The organism is Leptothrix ochracea (assembly GCF_041083635.1).
Lineage (GTDB): Bacteria > Pseudomonadota > Gammaproteobacteria > Burkholderiales > Burkholderiaceae_C > Sphaerotilus > Sphaerotilus ochraceus.
In genome coordinates this window covers 46,464-63,229 of the sequence record NZ_JBFPHB010000006.1, presented here as the reverse complement: position 1 = coordinate 63,229, position 16,766 = coordinate 46,464, and the positions used below count along the sequence as shown (strand labels likewise).

The window sequence follows — 16,766 nt, the reverse complement described above, 5'->3', positions numbered from 1 at the left end:
AGCCTCGTGGGTGGGTGGTGGAAAAAAGTGTCAAACAGTATCAGATGGCTTCAGCAGCGCGACTGGCTTCGATGCTGGCTTGGGTGCTGGTTCGGGGGTCTGGGTGGCTACCGTTGAACACCACGTTGAGCAGCACGGCCGAGAAAGAGGCCAGCAAAATGCCGGACTCCATGAGCGGGTGCAGGGGCAGCGCCATCTGTTGCATCCAGCGCGGTGCCACCAGCGGGATCAGGCCGAAACCGATCGAGATGGCGACGATGCTCAGGTTGTGGCGGTTGGTTTTGAAGTCCACGCCGGAGAGGATGCGGATGCCGGTGGCGGCCACCATGCCGAACATCACCAGGCCCGCGCCACCCAGCACGCTTTGGGGAATCGACTCCACCAGCGCGCCCATTTTGGGCAGCAGACCAAGGATGAGCATGATCACGCCGCCGGCCACGCAAACCCAGCGGCTGCGGATGCCGGTGACACCGACCAGACCGACGTTTTGCGAGAAGCTGGTGTAGGGGAAGGTGTTGAACAGACCGCCCAAGACGGTGCCCAGACCATCAGTGCGCAGCCCGGCTGCGAGTTCTTGGGCGCTGATTTTCTTGCCGGTCATATCACTCAAGGCGAGGAACATGCCGGTCGATTCGATCATGACCACGATCATCACCAAGGCCATGGTCAGCACCATGACGATGTCAAAGGTGGGCAGACCGAAAGTGAAGGGTGTGACGACCTCGAACCACGACGCCTTGACCACTTTGTCAAGGTTCATCTTGCCCAGCAGGGCCGCCACCCCGCAGCCGGCCACGATGCCCAAAAGCACGGTAATGTTGCTCACAAAGCCCCGGGCGTACTTCATCAGCAGCACGATGGTGAGGAGCACGAACGCTGCGATGCCGAGGTTGTCGAGCGCGCCGTAGTTGGGATTGCTTTGCGCCAAGTGGGCCGGTCCACCCAAGGCCCAACTCACGCCGACCCGCATCAGGCTGATGCCGATGACCGCGATGATGGTGCCGGTGACCACTGGCGGGAAAAAGCGCAGCAAGCGGCTCATCAGCGGCGCAATCGCGATCGAGATCAGCCCGGCCCCGATGATCGCGCCGAAGATCGCCCGGGCACCGTCCACCCCGCCTTGGGCGTTGGCCATCGCCACCATCGGGCCCACGGCGGCGAAGGTCACGCCCATCATCACTGGCAGCTTGATGCCAAAAAACCTGCCCAAACCCAAGGACTGAATGATCGTCACCAGTCCGCAGCAAAAGAGGTCGGCCGAGATCAGGGTGGCCACTTGCTCGGGGCTGAGCTTCAAGGCGCGTCCGACGATCAGCGGCACGGCGATGGCCCCGGCATACATGACCAAGACGTGTTGCAAACCCAGCGCGGCCAGTCGGCCGGTGGGGAGTCGTTCATCCACGGGGTGGACGGTTTGAACGGATGCGGCAGTCATCAAAGTGTCCTTGGCGTTGGGGCGATGGGCGTGGCGTGAACGATGTCACGGAGTCAAAGCAAGCTTCATTCCAGCGGCGCACCCATCTCAAACCAGCGCTGGATCAGTTGGCGTTCTTGTTCGCTGATTTGGGTGGCGTTGTTCAGCGGCATGAGCTTGAGCATGGCCGCTTGCTGATAGATGGCTTGGGCGTGGCGCTGGATGCGCGCAGGGGTGTGCAGGGCCACGCCTTTGTTCTGAATCTGGGCGTTGTGACAGGGCACGCAGCGCTGCTCAATCACGCTTTGTACTTGGGCAAAACGCAAGGGGTGAGCAGCGGCTTCGCGCTCAGCAGCGCTGGGCGGCGCTGGGGCCAGCCAGAAGGCCACGCCGAGCAGCAAAGCCGTGCCGATCAGGGCGTGTTCCCACGGCGCGCGCCGACCTTCGACGCTGGCTTTGTGGCGCGCCACAAAGCTGTGCCGAATCAAGGCCCCGGCCAACATCAACAGCACCAGCACCGCCCAGTTGTGCGGCCCCATGTAGAGCCAGCCGTAGTGGTTGGAGAGCATCGCCACCAGCACCGGCAGGGTGAAGTAGGTGTTGTGCACGCTGCGCTGTTTGGCGCGCAAGCCGTGGATGGGATCGACCCCTTGACCGGCCTTGAGCTGGGCGATGACCTTCTTTTGCCCGGGAATGATCCAAAAGAAGACGTTGGCGCTCATGGCGGTGGCCATCATGGCGCCGACCAGCAAAAAGGCCGCCCGGCCGGCAAAGAGCTGGCTGGCCAGCCACGCCGCGCCGATCACGCAGAGCAAGACGGTGGCACCGACGATCAGATCGCCGTATGTCCGCCCGCCCAAGCTGCGGCAGATCCCGTCGTAGACGAGCCAAAACGCCGCCAAAAACCCCAGCGCGGCCCCAATCGCTTGCGCGGGGGACCAGGCATGCACGTTGGCGTCGATCAAAAAGGTGCCGGCGTTGAAGAGGTAAAGCACCGTGAACAATCCAAAGCCGGTGAGCCACGTCGAGTAGCTTTCCCAGTAAAACCAGTGCAAATGCTCCGGCAGGGTCGTGGGCGCGACAAGGTACTTTTGCGGGTTGTAAAAGCCGCCGCCGTGCACCGCCCAAAGCTCGCCGCCCACGCCGCGCTGGATCAAATCGGGCGAGGTGGGGCGGGTGAGGCTGTTGTCGAGAAAGACGAAATAGAACGATGAACCGATCCAAGCGATGGCGGTGATGACATGCGCCCAACGCAGCAGCAAGTTGCTGTAGTCGAGGATGTGATTCAAAAGATAGGTGTCCATGATGGTGCGCTGTATACAGTTTTGGGGCACGAAAAGACGTTCAAGAGCCCCGGTACGTGGCATAGGACCACGGACTGACAAGCAGCGGCACGTGGTAGTGCCCTTGGGCGTCATGGATGCCAAAGTCGATCGGGACCACATCGATGAAAGGGGGTTCCGGCAGGGTCACACCGCGTTGGCGGAAGTAAGCCGCCACCGAAAACAGCAGCCGATAGCGCCCTTGGAGCATGGATTCAGCTTTGAGAAGCGCGCCACCGTCGTTGCGACCGTCGGTGTTGAGGGTGATGTGTTGCAAGGTCTCGACCGAGCCATCGGGGTGGATGCGCTGCAAAGTGAGCTGCATGCCCGCCGCTGGGCAGCCATGCATGGTGTCGAGCACGTGGGTGCTAAGGTGGCCCATGGGTTTCCTTGGATGACGCATTGGAAGCATATTGTTCTTCAAAGTGTATACACTTTCGATCATGTCGCGCCAAGCCCCTGCCAACCCTTCCTCCGCTTTGCTCGATTCGCCAAGCGTGCAAGACGACAGCACCCAGCGTATCGTCCAAGCCATCACGGCGGCCATCGTCGAGCGCCGCCTGATGCCGGGCACCAAATTGGCTGAACAACCCATCGCTGACATTTTTAAGGTCTCGCGCACCCTTGTGCGCCAAGCCTTGCATCAGCTCAGCCGCGATCGGTTGGTGACGCTGGAGCCCGCGCGCGGCGCCTTTGTCGCTCAGCCCAGCGTGGCTGAAGCGCAGCAGGTCTTTGCGGTGCGCGCCATGCTGGAGTCGGCCATGGTGCGTCAGCTCTGCACCGAGCTCAGCGACAGCCAGTTGCGCCACATGCAGCAGCGTTTGGAAGCCCACTTGCAGGCCGAGGCCACGGCGGTGGCGCGCACCGATGTGCCGGGGCGCACGCGGCTCTTGGCCGACTTTCATGTGCTGTTGGCGCGCATGTTGGGCAACGAGGTGCTGGCACAACTGCTTGACGACTTGCTGCGGCGCAGCGCGCTGATTTCGTTGATGTATCAAAGCGCCCATTCGGCCGAGCAATCGCACGGCGAACACCGCCAGTTGGTCGAAGCGCTGGTGCGCCGCGATGCCGAAGCGGCTGAACAGCTGATGACGGCGCACCTTGGGCAGGTGGAGCGCAATTTGCGCTTGCATCCGCGTGTGCCCGATCTGGCCAGCGTGTTGCTCCCACAGGTTGCGCCCGCCAAAGCCAGCCCATCTCGTCGAAAAACCCAAGGTTGAACCCACGTATGAACGCCGGTCTGCATCCTTCTTCCACCACGCCGTACCCCCGTGACTTGGTCGGGTATGGTCGCAACCCGCCCCACGCCCAGTGGCCCGGTAACGCGCGCATCGCCGTGCAGTTCGTCCTCAACTACGAAGAGGGCGGCGAGAACTCGGTGTTGCATGGCGACGCGGGCAGCGAACAGTTTCTCTCCGAGATGTTCAATCCGCCGGCCTTTGCGGCGCGGCACTTGAGCATGGAAGGCGTCTATGAATACGGCAGCCGCGTGGGCGTTTGGCGCATCCTGCGTGAGTTCGAACAACGCGGCCTGCCGCTGACGGTGTTTGGGGTCTCGATGGCGCTGCAACGCCATCCCGAACTCACTGCCGCCTTCAAAGAACTTGGCCACGAGATCGCTTGCCACGGCTGGCGCTGGATCCATTACCAAAACCTTGATGAAGCCGTGGAGCGTGAGCACATGCGCCTTGGCATGAGCCTCATCGAGCAGCTCACCGGCGAGCGGCCCTTGGGCTGGTACACCGGCCGCGACAGCCCCAACACCCGTCGGCTGGTGGCTGACTTGGGGGGCTTCGAGTACGACAGCGATTACTACGGCGACGACCTGCCGTTTTGGTTGCAGGTGCGCAAAACCGATGGCAGCTTGGCCCCGCAGCTGGTGGTGCCGTACACCCTGGACTGCAACGACATGCGTTTTGCCTTGCCGCAGGGCTACAGCCACGGTGACGAGTTTTTTGAATACTTGCGCGACGCCTTTGACGTGCAGTACGCCGAAGGCGCACAGCAGCCGTCGATGATGTCGATCGGCATGCATTGCCGCTTGTTGGGCCGACCGGGGCGCATCAAGGCCCTGCAACGCTTTTTGGATCACATCCAACGCCACGACCGGGTCTGGATCACGCGCCGCATCGACATCGCCCGGCACTGGCGCCAAACCCATCCCTTCAACCCGGCCACCGCCTTTGTGTGGGAGTGAGCTCGCCCATGTCTTCTCTCATGCCACGCCTAACGATTGAGCAGCTCAACGCCGCCACGCCTGCTGAATGTGTCGCCTTGCTCGACGGCACCTATGAGCATTCGCCGTGGATCGCTGCGCGGGCCGCCACCCAGCGGCCGTTCAAGAGCTTGGCGCACCTCAAGCAGGTGCTGGCCGAGGTGGTGCGCCACGCTCGGCTGGACGAACAACTCGGCCTGATCCGCGCCCACCCTGAGCTGGCGGGCAAGGCGATGGTGAGCAAAACCTTGACGATGGAATCGACCGGCGAGCAAAGCCGCGCAGGTTTGACCGATTGCACCCCGGCTGAATTTGCACAGTTGCAGCAGCTCAACGCCGACTACAACGCCCGTTTTGGCTTTCCCTTCATCTTGGCGGTGCGTGGCCCGCGTGGCCAAGGTTTGGGGCGGCAGGAGATCATCGCCACCTTTGAGCGGCGGCTGACGGCGCACCCGGAGGACGAGCGCGCTGAGTGTTTGCGCAACATCCACCGCATCGCCGAGATCCGCTTGGGCGACAAGTTCGGGCTGAGTCCCGAGCTGGGCCACCAGGTTTGGGATAGGGCCGAGCAGCTGGCGCAGCACAGCGAGCCGGGCTACGCCGAACGCGGCGAGTTGACCGTCACCTATTTGACCGAGGCGCACCGCGCTTGCGCGGCGCAGTTGGTGCGCTGGATGCGCGAGGACTGTGGCTTCGATGAGGTCGGCATCGACGCCGTGGGCAATGTGGTGGGGGTTTATCACGGCACGGAGCCGCAGGCCCGTCGGCTGCTCACCGGCAGCCACTTCGATACCGTGCGCAACGGCGGCAAATACGACGGGCGTTTGGGCATCTTGGTGCCGATGGCCGTGGTGCGCGAGCTGCACCGCGCCGGTCGGCGGCTGCCTTTTGGCATCGAGGTGGTTGGCTTTGCCGAAGAGGAGGGCCAGCGCTACAAAGCCACCTTCATCGGCTCAAGTGCGTTGGTGGGGCAGTTCGAGCCCATGTGGCTCGATCAGCTCGATGCCGAAGGCATCCCGATGCGTGCTGCGTTGGCTGAGGCCGGTTTGGACGTGGCGCAGATCCCCGCGCTGGCCCGCGACGCGGCGCGCTATCTCGGCTTTGTCGAGGTTCACATCGAGCAAGGGCCGGTGTTGAGCGAGCTGGACTTGCCGCTCGGCGTGGTCAGCTCGATCAACGGCAGCGTGCGGCTGATGGGCGAGGTGCGCGGTCAGGCCAGCCACGCCGGCACCACGCCGATGGGTCGGCGGCGCGACGCGGCGGCGGCGGTGGCTGAGCTGCTGCTCTTTGTCGAACAACGCGCCGCGTCGGTGCAGCACGTGGTGGGCACGGTCGGCATGCTCAGCGTGCCCAACGGCTCCATCAACGTGGTGCCGGGCTGCTGTCGCTTCAGCCTTGATATCCGCGCCACCACCGACGCCGCACGCGACGCTTGTCTTGCCGATGTGCGGCGTCACTTGGACGAGATTTGCGCCGCACGCGGGCTGCATGCCCAGCTCGAAGAAACCATGCGTGCCCCGGCGGCACCGAGTGATCCGGCTTGGCAGGCCCGCTGGGAGCGCGCTGTGGCGCAGCTGGGCTTGCCGGTGCACACCTTGCCCAGCGGGGCCGGGCACGACGCCATGAAGTTGCACGAGCTCTTGCCGCAGGCGATGTTGTTTGTGCGGGGCGGCAACGGTGGCATCAGCCACAACCCGCTGGAGAGCATCACCAGCGACGACGCCGAGCTGGCCGTGCAGGCCTTCAAAACTTTGGTGGACCAACTTGAACGCGAGATGACCCCATGACGACCCTCCACACTTTGCTTGACGCTTGGATCGACCAGCATTTCGACCAGCAAGTGGCTTTTCTGCAAGCCTTGGTGCGCGTGCCCACCGACACCCCGCCCGGCAACAACGCCCCGCACGCCCAGCGCACCGCTGAGTTGCTGACGGCGTTCGGTTTTGAGGTGGCGGCTTACCCCGTGCCAGCGCAAGCCGTGCACGATTACGGCTTGGAGTCGTTGACCAACTTGATCGTGCGTCGCCGCTACGGTGCAGGTGGGCCGACCATCGCGCTCAACGCCCATGGCGACGTGGTGCCGCCCGGCGAGGGCTGGACGCACGACCCTTACGGTGCGGAGGTGGTGGACGGCAAGCTCTACGGTCGGGCCTCGGCCGTGAGCAAGAGCGATTTCGCCACCTACACCTTTGCGGTGCGCGCCTTGGAGGCCGTGAGCGCCGCGCAAGGGCTGGCGCTGAAAGGGGCGGCCGAGCTGATCTTTACCTACGACGAAGAGTTTGGCGGTGAACTCGGCCCCGGTTGGCTGTTGCAGCAAGGCCTGACCAAGCCCGACTTGCTCTTGGCTGCCGGTTTTAGTTACCAAGTGGTTACCGCGCACAACGGCTGTTTGCAGCTTGAAGTGACGGTGCACGGCAAGATGGCGCACGCCGCCATTCCCGACACCGGTATCGACGCGCTGCAAGGCGCCGTGCAGATCCTGAACGCGCTTTACGCCCAGAACCAGCGCTACAAGGCTGTGACGTCGCAGGTGCCGGGCATCAAGCATCCGTACCTCAACGTGGGCCGGATCGAAGGCGGCACCAACACCAACGTGGTGCCGGGCAAGGTGGTCTTCAAACTCGACCGCCGCATGATCCCCGAAGAAAACTCCAGCGAGGTTGAAGCCGATGTGCGCCGCGTGATCGAAGAAGCCGCTGCCACTTACCCCGGCTTGCGCGTCGAAATCCGCCGCCTGCTGTTGGCTGAGTCGCTCCAGCCCCAAGCGGGCAACGCCGCCTTGGTGGCCGCCCTGCAACGTCACGGCGAAGCGGTATTTGGCGAGCCGATCCCGACCTCCGGCACCCCGCTTTACACCGATGTGCGACTGTTCGGTGCCTACGGCATCCCCGCCGCCATCTACGGCGCCGGCCCGCGCACCGTGTTTGAAAGCAACGCCAAACGCGCCGACGAACACCTCGTGCTCGAAGACCTGCGCCGCGCCACCAAGGTGGTGGCACGGACGCTGGTGGATGTGTTGGGCTAGCAAGTCCTTACCTTCCAAGGGCGGCGGGCTCTAGACTCTTGTCCATGATCCCGAATCCTGCCTTTGACACTGAAACCACCGATCCCGTTGCTGCCCCTGATGACGTCCTGCACGAGCCGCGCCTGTGGCGCGACAACGGCTGGACGGCCAAGGTGATCAAGAACGAGGACGACGACGGTTGGGCGGTGGCGATGTACCTTGCGGGGCAGTCCGAACCCGCCTTGGTCGGGCCGTGGACCATGGGCCGCAACAAAAAAGACCCGAAGCCGCTCGACACCGCGGCCTTCAACACCTTGGTCAAAACCGCCAGCGAGGTGATCCGCCGCCACGAGCAGCAACTGCGCGCCCAACTGCACAAAGAGATCCGTGTCGATACCGCCGAGCAGCGCATCCTCGTGAGCCTCGACATCGTCCCCGACGAAGACCACCCCTACGCCTTGCTGGCCGCTGTGGATAGCAGCACTGACGAAGCGCTGGCCCAACTCCGCGTCTCACCCACCTTCAAGCTCACCCGCACCAGCGCCGAAGCTTGGGTCGCCAGCGGTTTCACCTCAGTGGGTCGTGCTCGGGATGACTGAACAACCACGCACTGCACCCGTGCATTGACCTCGGTGTGCCCGAGCACCGACCTCCGTGCTCCCGAGCACGCCCCACTTGTTTGTCAAACATGAGCAGCCCGCTCCCGAGCAGGCACCTCGGTGCGCCCAAGCAGTGACCCCGGTGTGCCCAAGCACCGACCTCATTGCTCCCAAGCACACCCCGCTTGTTTGTCAAACATGAGCAGCTCACTCCCGAGCAGGCACCTCGGTGCGCCCGAGCCGTCACCCCCATGTCCCCAAGCATGCCCATCACCCAGCCCCATCGACGGGCATGACTCGCCCACACCCCGTTCGAGCTGAGCCTGTCGAAGCCCTCACACCCGCCTCAGAAGTTGATCCACGAGGTGCTTTGCAGCGGACCGTCTGACTTACGATGCCGACTCAGGGAAGCATCACCAGCGCGATAGGCCGCATCCCGCAGGTCGGCGGGTGGTGTTGAGATGTAGTTAGAGCGCATGTTTCGCACGACAGTGGTTTAGTGGTTTGCACAGGACTTTCGGACGGCGAAGCTTCAGATTAAAAATTGAAATGCAAGCCGCGTGAAAACGATCTTCTACTTTCTCTTCGTACTTGCCATTGGCTATGTGCTTGGTCGTAGGCAGCACCGTTGGTATGCCTTTCAAAATCGTGGCGAAGCAAGGTTGTCCCGTGCAGCACAGGAGAACTTTTTTGCTCCTGACTATCACTTGATGAACCACATCACTTTGCGGCTAGGTGATGGCACCACGCAGGTTGATCATGTTCTTGTTTCTAGATTTGGCGTCTTCGTCATCGAAACGAAAGATTACCGAGGTTGGATCTTTGGGAATGCGGCGCAGGCCCAGTGGTCTCAGGTTTTGTATCGATGGAAGTTCAGGTTTCAGAATCCAATTCTTCAGAACTCTCGGCATGTTCGCGCTGTACAGGAGTTGCTCGATTTTCTGCCTCCCGAAACCGTCAAATCAGTGGTTGTTTTTACGGGAGAAGCTGAGTTCAAGACAGAAGTTCCTTACGGAGTTTTTAGTCTTTCTGGTTTTGTTGATCACATCCGTGAGCAAACAACTGAAGTTATGTCGCTCAATCGAGTTCAGTTCTGTGTTGGTCGGCTTGAGACTGCACGCCTCGCTATCACCGGGGAAACGGATGTCGAACATGTGCAGAGCTTGAAGCGGAGGCATGGTGAATCACCTCACTAGCAAAAAAGCCGCAGGAATCGTCGTTGCTATGTTGTTGGCGGCGTGCAGTGCCACCACGACGGTGGCAATTTGGCCGGCGGATCAAGGGGCGGTGTGTCAGCCGCAGTCGGGGCTGAAAGCGGCGGTGCGCTGGGGCACGGGCTGGCGGGCGAACCAGAAGGATGTGTGGGCCCGCGAGGCTGCGGCGGCGCAGGGGGTGGCTGACTTTTTTGCGGGGGCGAAGTGCTTTGCATCGGTGGTGATTGGCCGTGCAGATGCAAGTAGCCCAGAGCCCGTTGTTCCGCCCGGATCGGATCTGCTCCTTGTGTTGACCGTCCGAGAGCTTGGCCCGACGGTGAAGCTCTTTTCATCCGCAGCCCTGATTGATGGTGGCACGGAGGTGCTCATCGACGTGGCGCGCTACTTGCCGGGTCGGCGTGAACCGGATCGGCAGTTCTCTATCCACTGGCGCAACGGTGGCCCCGGCGTGATCAAAGGCGTGCAATCGCTCCCTGCCGACATGAGCGCAGCGTTGCAAGCGGGGCTGATGTAAATTGACGAACGAAATACCGTACATACAATGTACGCATGATTAAGTTCGAATGGGATCCGCCCAAAGCTACGGCCAATCTCAAGAAGCACCAAGTTACTTTCGAGGAAGCGAAATCTGTTTTCTATGACGAATTCGCCCTTCAATTTTTCGATGAACAACATTCGTCGGACGAGGATCGTTTTCTGATGTTGGGCATGAGCTCTGGTGCCAAATTGCTCATCGTGTGTCATTGCGAGCGCGAACATGGCGAGATCATCCGAATCATTTCCGCTCGCAAGGCAACCAAGCGTGAAAGCGCGTTCTACCAAGGTGGTTCGACATGAAAGCTGAATACGACCTCTCCAAGCTGAAGGCTCGCAAGAATCCATACGCATCAAAGCTGAAGAAGCCGGTCACCATGCGCCTCTCTGAAGACGTTTTGGAGTATTTCAAGGGCATGGCTGAGGAAGCAGGTATCCCGTACCAGAGTCTCATCAATCTGTACCTGCGTGACTGCCTTGCTAATCATCGAAAGTTGCAGATCAATTGGCCGCAAGCGGTTTGATCTGGCAATCACTGAATGATTGTTCGCGGTCACGACGCAACGACGCAACGACTCCATGACTTTCATCACCCGAGAAGCGCAGCAAGGCGACCTGCCGGCCATCGCGGTTTTGTTTGATTTGTACCGGCAGTTCTATGCACAAGCGCCTGATCTGGTGCTGGCGCATGGGTTCATCAGCGAGCGCTTCAACAAGCGCGAGTCGGTCATCTTGGTGGCTGAAGACAAACGGTCGGCATTGGTCGGCTTCTGCCAGCTTTATCCCTCGTTTTGCTCGGTCGAAGCCAAGCCCATTTATGTGCTCTACGACCTTTTTGTGATCCCTTCTGCCCGTCAAAGTGGTGCCGGGCGACGCTTGCTCGAAGCGGCTGAGCTGCGGGCGGCAGCGGATGGCAAGGCGCGCATGGACCTCACCACCGCCAAAACCAACGCTCCAGCCCAGTCTTTGTACGCATCCCTAGGGTGGGTTCGAGACGAGGTGTTTTGGACTTACAACCGCCGGGTCACTGAGCCATGAGCCCCGCTTTTCTACGGCGCTGTCAGCACTTCCAGCCGACCGAGCCAGTGCAGGGCGTGTTCGCGGTGGGGGCCGCACATGTCGGTGCTGGGTTGGAGGCCGGCGCAGACGGCAGGGCGGCTGGGGTGGGTGAAGAGGCGGCAGCCGAGGTGGGGGTCGAGCTGGATGCAGGGCACGCCTGCGGGTTTGCCGTGGGGCATGCCGGGGATGGGGCTGCTGATGGACGGGGCGATGCAGCAGGCACCGCAGCCAAGGCGGCAGGTGGGGGCGGCGCTCAAAACAGCGACAGGTTGATGTCGATCTGGTTGGGCAGGGGCATGGGCTCGCCGCGCAGATCGAAGGTGTTGTTGAACAAGGCGCGGCTGGTGTCGCTGGCGTGGGCGGGCAGGTTGAGCCACGTTTCGACCTGATCGGGTCGCAGCAAAACGGGCATGCGCTTTTCGTCGCCGGGCCGGTGCATGCGGCGCATCAAGGGATGGTTGTCTGCGTTGATCGTCAAGATGGTGAAGCTGAGGGTGGCCTCGGCGGGGCGCTCGGGGTGGCCTTCAGAGTGACTGGCTGGCGGCTGCCAGCTGTCCCAAAGCCCGGCGGCGAGCAGTTCTTCTTCGGGGGGGACGGCGCGCATGCCCCAGCGCACAGCGTGGCCGCTTTCCCAGCAGGGCTCAAAAAAGGTGCTGATCGGCACCACGCAGCGTTGACCCAAGCGCCAAGGGCCGCGAAAGCTGGGCTTTTCAGCCACGCTCTCGCTGCGGGCGTTGAGGGTATGGCGTGCCAAGCTTTCATCCTTGGCCCAACTGGGAATCAGGCCGAAACGCGCCCAGACCCGCTGATCCTTGAGCGGACCTTTGAGCCAGATCGAGGCCGATTGGCCCGGAAACACGTCCCGGCCTTGGGTTTGAAAGTGGACGCACATCGCGGGGTTTACTCCGGTGACGTTTCAGTGGCGGGTTGGCGCGAGCTGTGGCGTTTTTCTTTGCGGGCGTGCTTTTTCTCTTGGGCGGCGGCTTCAACCGCCTCAGCGGCCACGACCCAGCGGCTGTACTCCTCGGGGGTTTCAAGCGTGATGCGGCCCAAGGTGCCAGCGCGGAACTCGTGCAGCACCATCTCAGCTGCTTTTTGCAGGTTGACGCGTCCCCCAGCCAGCATGGCGCCGCGCTTTTTGCCGATGACGACCAGCCACTCAGCGGCGTTGAGGGCGCTCAGATCAAGCTTGCTCGGGTCGAGTTTGTAGCGCGCCTCGATCTGGCCGGGATAGTGCTGGCGCACGTAGCCCAACAAGGCGGCGGCCACCACGTCTTCGTCCATGGCGTTGCGGCCCACCGCGCCGCTGGCGGCAAGGTTTTCGCCGCTCTCGGGCACGGTGATCTTGGGCCAGAGCATGCCGGGGGTGTCGTAGAGGTAGAAGTCGGGCGCCAAGGCGATACGCTGCTCCAGCTTGGTGATGCCGGGCTCGTCGCCGGTTTTAGCAGCCCGCTTGCCGACCATGGTGTTGATCAAGGTCGATTTGCCCACATTGGGGATGCCACAGATCAGCACCCGCATCGGCTTGGCCATGCCGCCGCGTGTGGGTGCCAAGGCGCGGCATGCGGCGATCAGGCGCTGCGCGGGGGCGGTGACGCTGGCGTCAAGCGCCAAGGCTTGGGTCTGGGGCAGGGCGTTGTAATGCGCCAGCCAGGCTTCGGTTTGCAGCGGGTCGGCCAGATCTTGTTTGTTCAGCACCTTCAAGGCTGGGCGGCCTTGGGCAAGTTTGGCCAAGAGTGGATTGGCACTGGAGCCGGGCAGCCGAGCATCGAGCAGTTCGATGACGACATCGATGCCATCCTTGAACCGTTCGGTGATGGCTTTCTGGGTCAAGTGCATGTGACCGGGAAACCATTGGATCGCCATCGGGGAGTCTTTCTTGGGGGTTAGGGTTTGGGCGGGTGAATCTATCACCTCGCTCCAAGGCATAGTGCGCTACACTCCGCGCCGCAGACATACACAAGGCCGTTTTTTTCAAGGTCTTGCTCTTTTACCCACTTCGCTTGATGTGCTTTTGTTCTCTTGCGTGGTCGGCTCAGGTGGAATTTCCCCGGTTTGACGTTTCTTGAGTGTCTCTGTTCCTGCTGGCTGTTTCATGGCTTGCAGGGTGGCTTTTTCTTTTTTCATCAACACTCCAAGGAACATCATCCATGAGTACCCAAACACAAGTCGGCATCGTGAAGTGGTTTGACGACGGCAAGGGCTTCGGCTTCATCACGCCGGAAGACGGTAGCAAGGACTTGTTCGCTCACCACAGCGAAATCAAGAACGGTGGCGGTTTCCGCAGCCTGCAAGAAAACCAACGCGTCGAATTTGAGACCAAGCAAGGTCCCAAGGGTTTGCAAGCGGCCAACATCCGCCCGCTGTAAGCCTATAATCCCGGGCTTCGTGCCCGGGCTCTGAGCTTTGCTCAAGGCCCGGGTTCGAGAAGTCCACACGGCACGGGTCGGTTTCACCTGTGTCCGCAAGTCAACCCGGAAACCGTCGGCAGCAGGCGCCCCCGCGCTCGGCTGCGACGCGGTTTCCATCGTTTTGGAAATCAACATGTCGAACATCAATACCGTTGAAATCGTTGCCGCCCACGCTCGTGGTACTGGCGACACTGGCTCTCCTGAAGTGCAAGTGGCACTGCTGACAGCTCGTATCAACCACCTCACCCCGCACTTCAAGGCCCACATGAAGGACCATCACGGTCGCCGTGGTCTGCTGCGCATGGTGAGCCGTCGTCGCAAGCTGCTTGACTATCTCAAGAGCCGCGATGCAGGTCGTTACACCGCGCTGATCCAGACCCTGGGCCTGCGTAAGTAATTCGCGTCACGTACTTGTTACGTACGCTCCCATGAAGAGCCTGTCTGGACGTCAGTTTCCAGAACGGGCTCTTTGTGTTGGCTTTTTTGTTGGTGGAGTTCCGGTCTTTGATCGCGCTGCTGTGTCATTCCACCGGCGTTCCGTGGCCTCAGGGCTGCGGTGCTTCGCTGGAATGGCATTGCGCCCATGAACCGACTCCGGGTGTCGCATCCCACCGTTTGGATGCAACCAGCCGCTAAAGCGGCAAAGGAAAAACGCATGAGCATGTTCAATAAAGTCTCTAAGACCTTCCAATGGGGTCAACACACCGTCACGCTGGAAACCGGTGAAATCTCGCGTCAAGCGGGCGGTGCCGTGATGGTCAGCATGGAAGACACGGTGGTGCTCGCCACCGTGGTCGGCGCCAAGAACGCCAAGCCGGGCCAAGACTTCTTCCCCCTGACGGTCGATTACATCGAAAAGACCTACGCTGCTGGCCGCATTCCGGGCAGCTTCTTCAAGCGTGAAGCCAAGCCTTCTGAACTGGAAGTGCTGACCAGCCGCTTGATCGACCGCCCGCTGCGCCCGTTGTTCCCCGAAGGCTTCTACAACGAAGTCCAAGTCGTGGTGCACGTGATGTCGTTGAACCCAGAAGTTTCGGCCGACATCGCCGCCTTGATCGGCTCCAGCGCTGCGCTGGCCATCTCTGGCATCCCGTTCAATGGCCCGATCGCTGGTGCGCGCGTGGGCTACATCAACGGTGAATACGTCTTGAACCCGGGCCCGACCCAACTCAGCCAGTCCAAGATGGACTTGGTGGTGGCCGGTACTGAAGCTGCTGTGCTGATGGTGGAGTCCGAAGCCGACCAGCTGCCGGAAGACGTGATGCTGGGCGCCGTGGTGTTCGGTCACGAACAAGGCAAGGTCGCCATCGAAGCGATCAAGGAACTGGTGCGTGACGCTGGCAAGCCTGCTTGGGATTGGCAAGCTCCGGCCAAGGACGAAGACCTGATCGCCAAGGTCAAGGCGCTGGGCGAAGAAAAGATCAAGGCCGCTTATCAGATCCGTTCCAAGCAAGCCCGTACCCACGCTTGCCGTGCCGCTTATGCCGACATCAAGTCAGCTTTGACGGCTGAAGGTGTGAGCTTTGACGACGTCAAGGTCGAAAACCTGCTGTTCGAACTCGAAGCTGCCACCGTGCGTGGTCAGATCCTGTCGGGCGAGCCGCGTATTGACGGTCGCGACACCCGCACCGTGCGTCCGATCGAAATTCGTACCGGCGTGCTGCCGCGTACCCACGGCTCGGCGCTGTTCACCCGGGGTGAAACCCAAGCCTTGGTGATCGCCACCCTCGGTACCGATCAAGACGCGCAAAAGATCGACGCGCTGGCCGGTGAGTTCCAAGACAAGTTCTTGTTCCACTACAACATGCCGCCGTTCGCCACCGGCGAAACCGGCCGCATGGGCACGCCCAAGCGCCGCGAAGTCGGCCACGGTCGTTTGGCCAAGCGCGCGCTGGTGCCGTTGTTGCCGAACCGTGAAGACTTTGCCTACACCGTGCGCGTGGTCTCTGAGATCACCGAATCGAACGGCTCGTCCTCGATGGCTTCGGTCTGCGGTGGCTGTTTGGCCATGATGGACGCCGGTGTGCCGATGAAAGCCCACGTGGCGGGTATCGCCATGGGCCTGATCAAGGAAGGCAACCGCTTCGCGGTGCTGACCGACATCTTGGGTGACGAAGATCACTTGGGCGACATGGACTTCAAGGTGGCCGGCACCACGGGTGGTATCACCGCCTTGCAAATGGACATCAAGATCCAGGGCATTACCAAGGAAATCATGCAAGTCGCGCTGGCTCAAGCCAAGGAAGCGCGTCTGCACATCTTGGAAAAAATGACCACGGCAGTGGCCGGTGCCAACACGGAAGTCTCCGAATTTGCACCGCGTCTGTACAGCATGAAGATCAATCCGGAAAAGATCCGTGACGTGATCGGCAAGGGTGGCTCGGTCATCCGTGCGCTGACCGAAGAAACTGGCTGTCACATCGACATCGGTGAAGACGGCACCATCACCATCGCTTCGACCGACGCTGAAAAGGCTGAACTGGCCAAGAAGCGCATCACCGACATCACCGCTGAAGCTGAAATCGGCAAGGTCTACGAAGGCCCCGTGGTCAAGATCTTGGAGTTCGGTGCTTTGATCAACGTGCTGCCCGGCAAGGATGGCCTGCTGCACATCAGCCAGATCGCGCATCAACGCGTCGAGAAGGTCACCGACTTCCTGACCGAGGGTCAGATCGTCAAGGTCAAGGTGCTGGAGACCGACGACAAGGGTCGCATCAAGCTGTCGATGAAGGCGCTGATCGAGCGTCCGGAAGGCATGGAAGCCGTCAGCGAAGACCGCCCGCCGCGTCGTGATCGCGACGGTGGTGGTTATGGTGATCGTGGTGGTGACCGTGGTCCGCGCCGTGAACGTGGCGATCGTCCGCCGCGCCAAGAACGCAGCGATCGTGGTGAGCGTGAGCCGCGTCATGAAGCGCGTGCTGACGGTGCTGTCGAGCAAGGTGCCGGTGACGACACCCAAGCTCAGCAGCAACAACAGCAATAACCCACAACCGC

The 16,766-nt window shown here is 61.5% G+C and carries 21 protein-coding genes; 13 read left to right on the top strand and 8 right to left on the bottom strand.

From position 1 onward, the window contains the following. Positions 1 to 40: 40 nt before the first annotated feature. The 3 genes from AB3X39_RS02850 to uraH form a co-directional block, all read right to left on the bottom strand. On the bottom strand, positions 41 to 1,435 hold the full coding sequence (locus tag AB3X39_RS02850; protein ID WP_369415845.1) for a nucleobase:cation symporter-2 family protein: 1,395 nt from the start codon (positions 1,433 to 1,435) through the stop codon (positions 41 to 43). A 65-nt stretch (positions 1,436 to 1,500) separates the two neighbouring features. Next, entirely contained in the window at positions 1,501 to 2,718 is a 1,218-nt protein-coding gene (locus AB3X39_RS02845; RefSeq protein ID WP_369415844.1) for a urate hydroxylase PuuD, read from the bottom strand. 40 nt (positions 2,719 to 2,758) lie between these two features. Beyond that, positions 2,759 to 3,118: a hydroxyisourate hydrolase gene (gene uraH, locus AB3X39_RS02840; protein WP_369415843.1), complete on the bottom strand. Its 360-nt coding sequence runs from the start codon at positions 3,116 to 3,118 to the stop codon at positions 2,759 to 2,761. Between the two features lie 61 nt (positions 3,119 to 3,179). Here uraH and AB3X39_RS02835 point away from each other — a divergent pair, with 61 nt between their 5' ends. The 5 genes from AB3X39_RS02835 to AB3X39_RS02815 are packed head-to-tail and all read left to right on the top strand — an operon-like array spanning position 3,180 to position 8,554. Then, positions 3,180 to 3,956 (top strand): GntR family transcriptional regulator, encoded by a 777-nt coding sequence (locus AB3X39_RS02835; protein ID WP_369415842.1) that lies wholly within the window; start codon positions 3,180 to 3,182, stop codon positions 3,954 to 3,956. 8 nt (positions 3,957 to 3,964) lie between these two features. Continuing rightward, a complete protein-coding gene (gene puuE, locus AB3X39_RS02830) occupies positions 3,965 to 4,933 on the top strand; it encodes an allantoinase PuuE (RefSeq protein ID WP_369415841.1) in 969 nt (322 codons plus the stop codon). 8 nt (positions 4,934 to 4,941) lie between these two features. Next, entirely contained in the window at positions 4,942 to 6,738 is a 1,797-nt protein-coding gene (gene uraD / locus AB3X39_RS02825; RefSeq protein ID WP_369415840.1) for a 2-oxo-4-hydroxy-4-carboxy-5-ureidoimidazoline decarboxylase, read from the top strand. Then, complete coding sequence (locus AB3X39_RS02820) at positions 6,735 to 7,976, top strand: M20 family metallopeptidase (protein ID WP_369415839.1); 1,242 nt, start codon at positions 6,735 to 6,737, stop codon at positions 7,974 to 7,976. Before uraD ends, AB3X39_RS02820 begins: the two co-directional genes overlap by 4 nt. 44 nt (positions 7,977 to 8,020) lie before the next feature. Beyond that, positions 8,021 to 8,554, top strand: a complete 534-nt coding sequence (locus AB3X39_RS02815; RefSeq protein WP_369415838.1) for a hypothetical protein — start codon at positions 8,021 to 8,023, stop codon at positions 8,552 to 8,554. 346 nt (positions 8,555 to 8,900) lie between these two features. Here the strand turns inward: AB3X39_RS02815 and AB3X39_RS02810 are convergent, their stop codons facing one another. Beyond that, positions 8,901 to 9,032 carry a hypothetical protein gene (locus tag AB3X39_RS02810; RefSeq protein ID WP_369415837.1) on the bottom strand — a complete coding sequence of 44 codons (132 nt, stop codon included), beginning with the start codon at positions 9,030 to 9,032 and terminating at the stop codon, positions 8,901 to 8,903. An 82-nt stretch (positions 9,033 to 9,114) separates the two neighbouring features. Here AB3X39_RS02810 and AB3X39_RS02805 point away from each other — a divergent pair, with 82 nt between their 5' ends. Genes AB3X39_RS02805 through AB3X39_RS02785 form a run of 5 tightly spaced genes read left to right on the top strand, consistent with a single transcriptional unit; the run spans position 9,115 to position 11,340 of the window. Next, complete coding sequence (locus AB3X39_RS02805) at positions 9,115 to 9,750, top strand: nuclease-related domain-containing protein (protein ID WP_369415836.1); 636 nt, start codon at positions 9,115 to 9,117, stop codon at positions 9,748 to 9,750. Then, complete coding sequence (locus tag AB3X39_RS02800) at positions 9,734 to 10,282, top strand: hypothetical protein (protein WP_369415835.1); 549 nt, start codon at positions 9,734 to 9,736, stop codon at positions 10,280 to 10,282. The genes AB3X39_RS02805 and AB3X39_RS02800 overlap by 17 nt, the downstream gene beginning before the upstream one ends. A gap of 35 nt (positions 10,283 to 10,317) precedes the next feature. Next, a complete protein-coding gene (locus AB3X39_RS02795) occupies positions 10,318 to 10,605 on the top strand; it encodes a BrnT family toxin (protein WP_369415834.1) in 288 nt (95 codons plus the stop codon). Continuing rightward, positions 10,602 to 10,826, top strand: coding sequence for a BrnA antitoxin family protein (locus AB3X39_RS02790; RefSeq protein WP_369415833.1), 225 nt, complete (start codon positions 10,602 to 10,604; stop codon positions 10,824 to 10,826). The genes AB3X39_RS02795 and AB3X39_RS02790 overlap by 4 nt, the downstream gene beginning before the upstream one ends. A 55-nt stretch (positions 10,827 to 10,881) precedes the next feature. Next, entirely contained in the window at positions 10,882 to 11,340 is a 459-nt protein-coding gene (locus AB3X39_RS02785; RefSeq protein WP_369415832.1) for a GNAT family N-acetyltransferase, read from the top strand. A gap of 11 nt (positions 11,341 to 11,351) precedes the next feature. On the opposite strand, the gene AB3X39_RS02780 is transcribed toward AB3X39_RS02785, so the two are convergent. The 4 genes from AB3X39_RS02780 to AB3X39_RS02765 all read right to left on the bottom strand — a co-directional run bounded on the left by AB3X39_RS02780 (position 11,352) and on the right by AB3X39_RS02765 (position 13,488). Further along, on the bottom strand, positions 11,352 to 11,618 hold the full coding sequence (locus AB3X39_RS02780; RefSeq protein ID WP_369415831.1) for a YkgJ family cysteine cluster protein: 267 nt from the start codon (positions 11,616 to 11,618) through the stop codon (positions 11,352 to 11,354). Continuing rightward, positions 11,615 to 12,253: an SOS response-associated peptidase gene (locus AB3X39_RS02775; RefSeq protein WP_369415830.1), complete on the bottom strand. Its 639-nt coding sequence runs from the start codon at positions 12,251 to 12,253 to the stop codon at positions 11,615 to 11,617. The genes AB3X39_RS02780 and AB3X39_RS02775 overlap by 4 nt, the downstream gene beginning before the upstream one ends. Positions 12,254 to 12,261: 8 nt before the next feature. Next, complete coding sequence (ylqF, locus tag AB3X39_RS02770; protein ID WP_369415829.1) at positions 12,262 to 13,227, bottom strand: ribosome biogenesis GTPase YlqF; 966 nt, start codon at positions 13,225 to 13,227, stop codon at positions 12,262 to 12,264. 108 nt (positions 13,228 to 13,335) lie between these two features. Continuing rightward, the gene (locus AB3X39_RS02765) at positions 13,336 to 13,488 is read right to left on the bottom strand and encodes a hypothetical protein (protein ID WP_369415828.1); all 153 of its coding nucleotides are present in this window, start codon (positions 13,486 to 13,488) and stop codon (positions 13,336 to 13,338) included. A 23-nt stretch (positions 13,489 to 13,511) separates the two neighbouring features. Between AB3X39_RS02765 and AB3X39_RS02760 the strand changes: the two genes are divergently transcribed. From AB3X39_RS02760 to pnp, 3 genes are all read left to right on the top strand, one after another. After that, a complete protein-coding gene (locus AB3X39_RS02760; RefSeq protein WP_369415827.1) occupies positions 13,512 to 13,730 on the top strand; it encodes a cold-shock protein in 219 nt (72 codons plus the stop codon). Between the two features lie 175 nt (positions 13,731 to 13,905). Further along, complete coding sequence (gene rpsO, locus AB3X39_RS02755; protein ID WP_407069379.1) at positions 13,906 to 14,169, top strand: 30S ribosomal protein S15; 264 nt, start codon at positions 13,906 to 13,908, stop codon at positions 14,167 to 14,169. A 258-nt stretch (positions 14,170 to 14,427) separates the two neighbouring features. Beyond that, positions 14,428 to 16,755 carry a polyribonucleotide nucleotidyltransferase gene (gene pnp / locus AB3X39_RS02750; RefSeq protein WP_369415826.1) on the top strand — a complete coding sequence of 776 codons (2,328 nt, stop codon included), beginning with the start codon at positions 14,428 to 14,430 and terminating at the stop codon, positions 16,753 to 16,755. The last annotated feature ends 11 nt before the right edge of the window (positions 16,756 to 16,766 follow it).

Excerpts from the sequence above, each read along its gene's own strand:
- puuE (WP_369415841.1), top strand. The coding sequence starts at position 3,965 with ATGAACGCCGGTCTGCATCCTTCTTCCACCACGCCGTACCCCCGTGAC.
- AB3X39_RS02795 (WP_369415834.1), top strand. The coding sequence starts at position 10,318 with ATGATTAAGTTCGAATGGGATCCGCCCAAAGCTACGGCCAATCTCAAG.
- pnp (WP_369415826.1), top strand. The coding sequence starts at position 14,428 with ATGAGCATGTTCAATAAAGTCTCTAAGACCTTCCAATGGGGTCAACAC.
- ylqF (WP_369415829.1), bottom strand. The coding sequence starts at position 13,227 with ATGGCGATCCAATGGTTTCCCGGTCACATGCACTTGACCCAGAAAGCC.
- rpsO (WP_407069379.1), top strand. The coding sequence starts at position 13,906 with ATGTCGAACATCAATACCGTTGAAATCGTTGCCGCCCACGCTCGTGGT.
- AB3X39_RS02760 (WP_369415827.1), top strand. The coding sequence starts at position 13,512 with ATGAGTACCCAAACACAAGTCGGCATCGTGAAGTGGTTTGACGACGGC.
- AB3X39_RS02785 (WP_369415832.1), top strand. The coding sequence starts at position 10,882 with ATGACTTTCATCACCCGAGAAGCGCAGCAAGGCGACCTGCCGGCCATC.
- uraH (WP_369415843.1), bottom strand. The coding sequence starts at position 3,118 with ATGGGCCACCTTAGCACCCACGTGCTCGACACCATGCATGGCTGCCCA.
- AB3X39_RS02775 (WP_369415830.1), bottom strand. The coding sequence starts at position 12,253 with ATGTGCGTCCACTTTCAAACCCAAGGCCGGGACGTGTTTCCGGGCCAA.
- AB3X39_RS02765 (WP_369415828.1), bottom strand. The coding sequence starts at position 13,488 with ATGAAAAAAGAAAAAGCCACCCTGCAAGCCATGAAACAGCCAGCAGGA.
- uraD (WP_369415840.1), top strand. The coding sequence starts at position 4,942 with ATGTCTTCTCTCATGCCACGCCTAACGATTGAGCAGCTCAACGCCGCC.
- AB3X39_RS02790 (WP_369415833.1), top strand. The coding sequence starts at position 10,602 with ATGAAAGCTGAATACGACCTCTCCAAGCTGAAGGCTCGCAAGAATCCA.
- AB3X39_RS02835 (WP_369415842.1), top strand. The coding sequence starts at position 3,180 with ATGTCGCGCCAAGCCCCTGCCAACCCTTCCTCCGCTTTGCTCGATTCG.
- AB3X39_RS02845 (WP_369415844.1), bottom strand. The coding sequence starts at position 2,718 with ATGGACACCTATCTTTTGAATCACATCCTCGACTACAGCAACTTGCTG.
- AB3X39_RS02815 (WP_369415838.1), top strand. The coding sequence starts at position 8,021 with ATGATCCCGAATCCTGCCTTTGACACTGAAACCACCGATCCCGTTGCT.
- AB3X39_RS02820 (WP_369415839.1), top strand. The coding sequence starts at position 6,735 with ATGACGACCCTCCACACTTTGCTTGACGCTTGGATCGACCAGCATTTC.
- AB3X39_RS02810 (WP_369415837.1), bottom strand. The coding sequence starts at position 9,032 with ATGCGCTCTAACTACATCTCAACACCACCCGCCGACCTGCGGGATGCG.
- AB3X39_RS02850 (WP_369415845.1), bottom strand. The coding sequence starts at position 1,435 with ATGACTGCCGCATCCGTTCAAACCGTCCACCCCGTGGATGAACGACTC.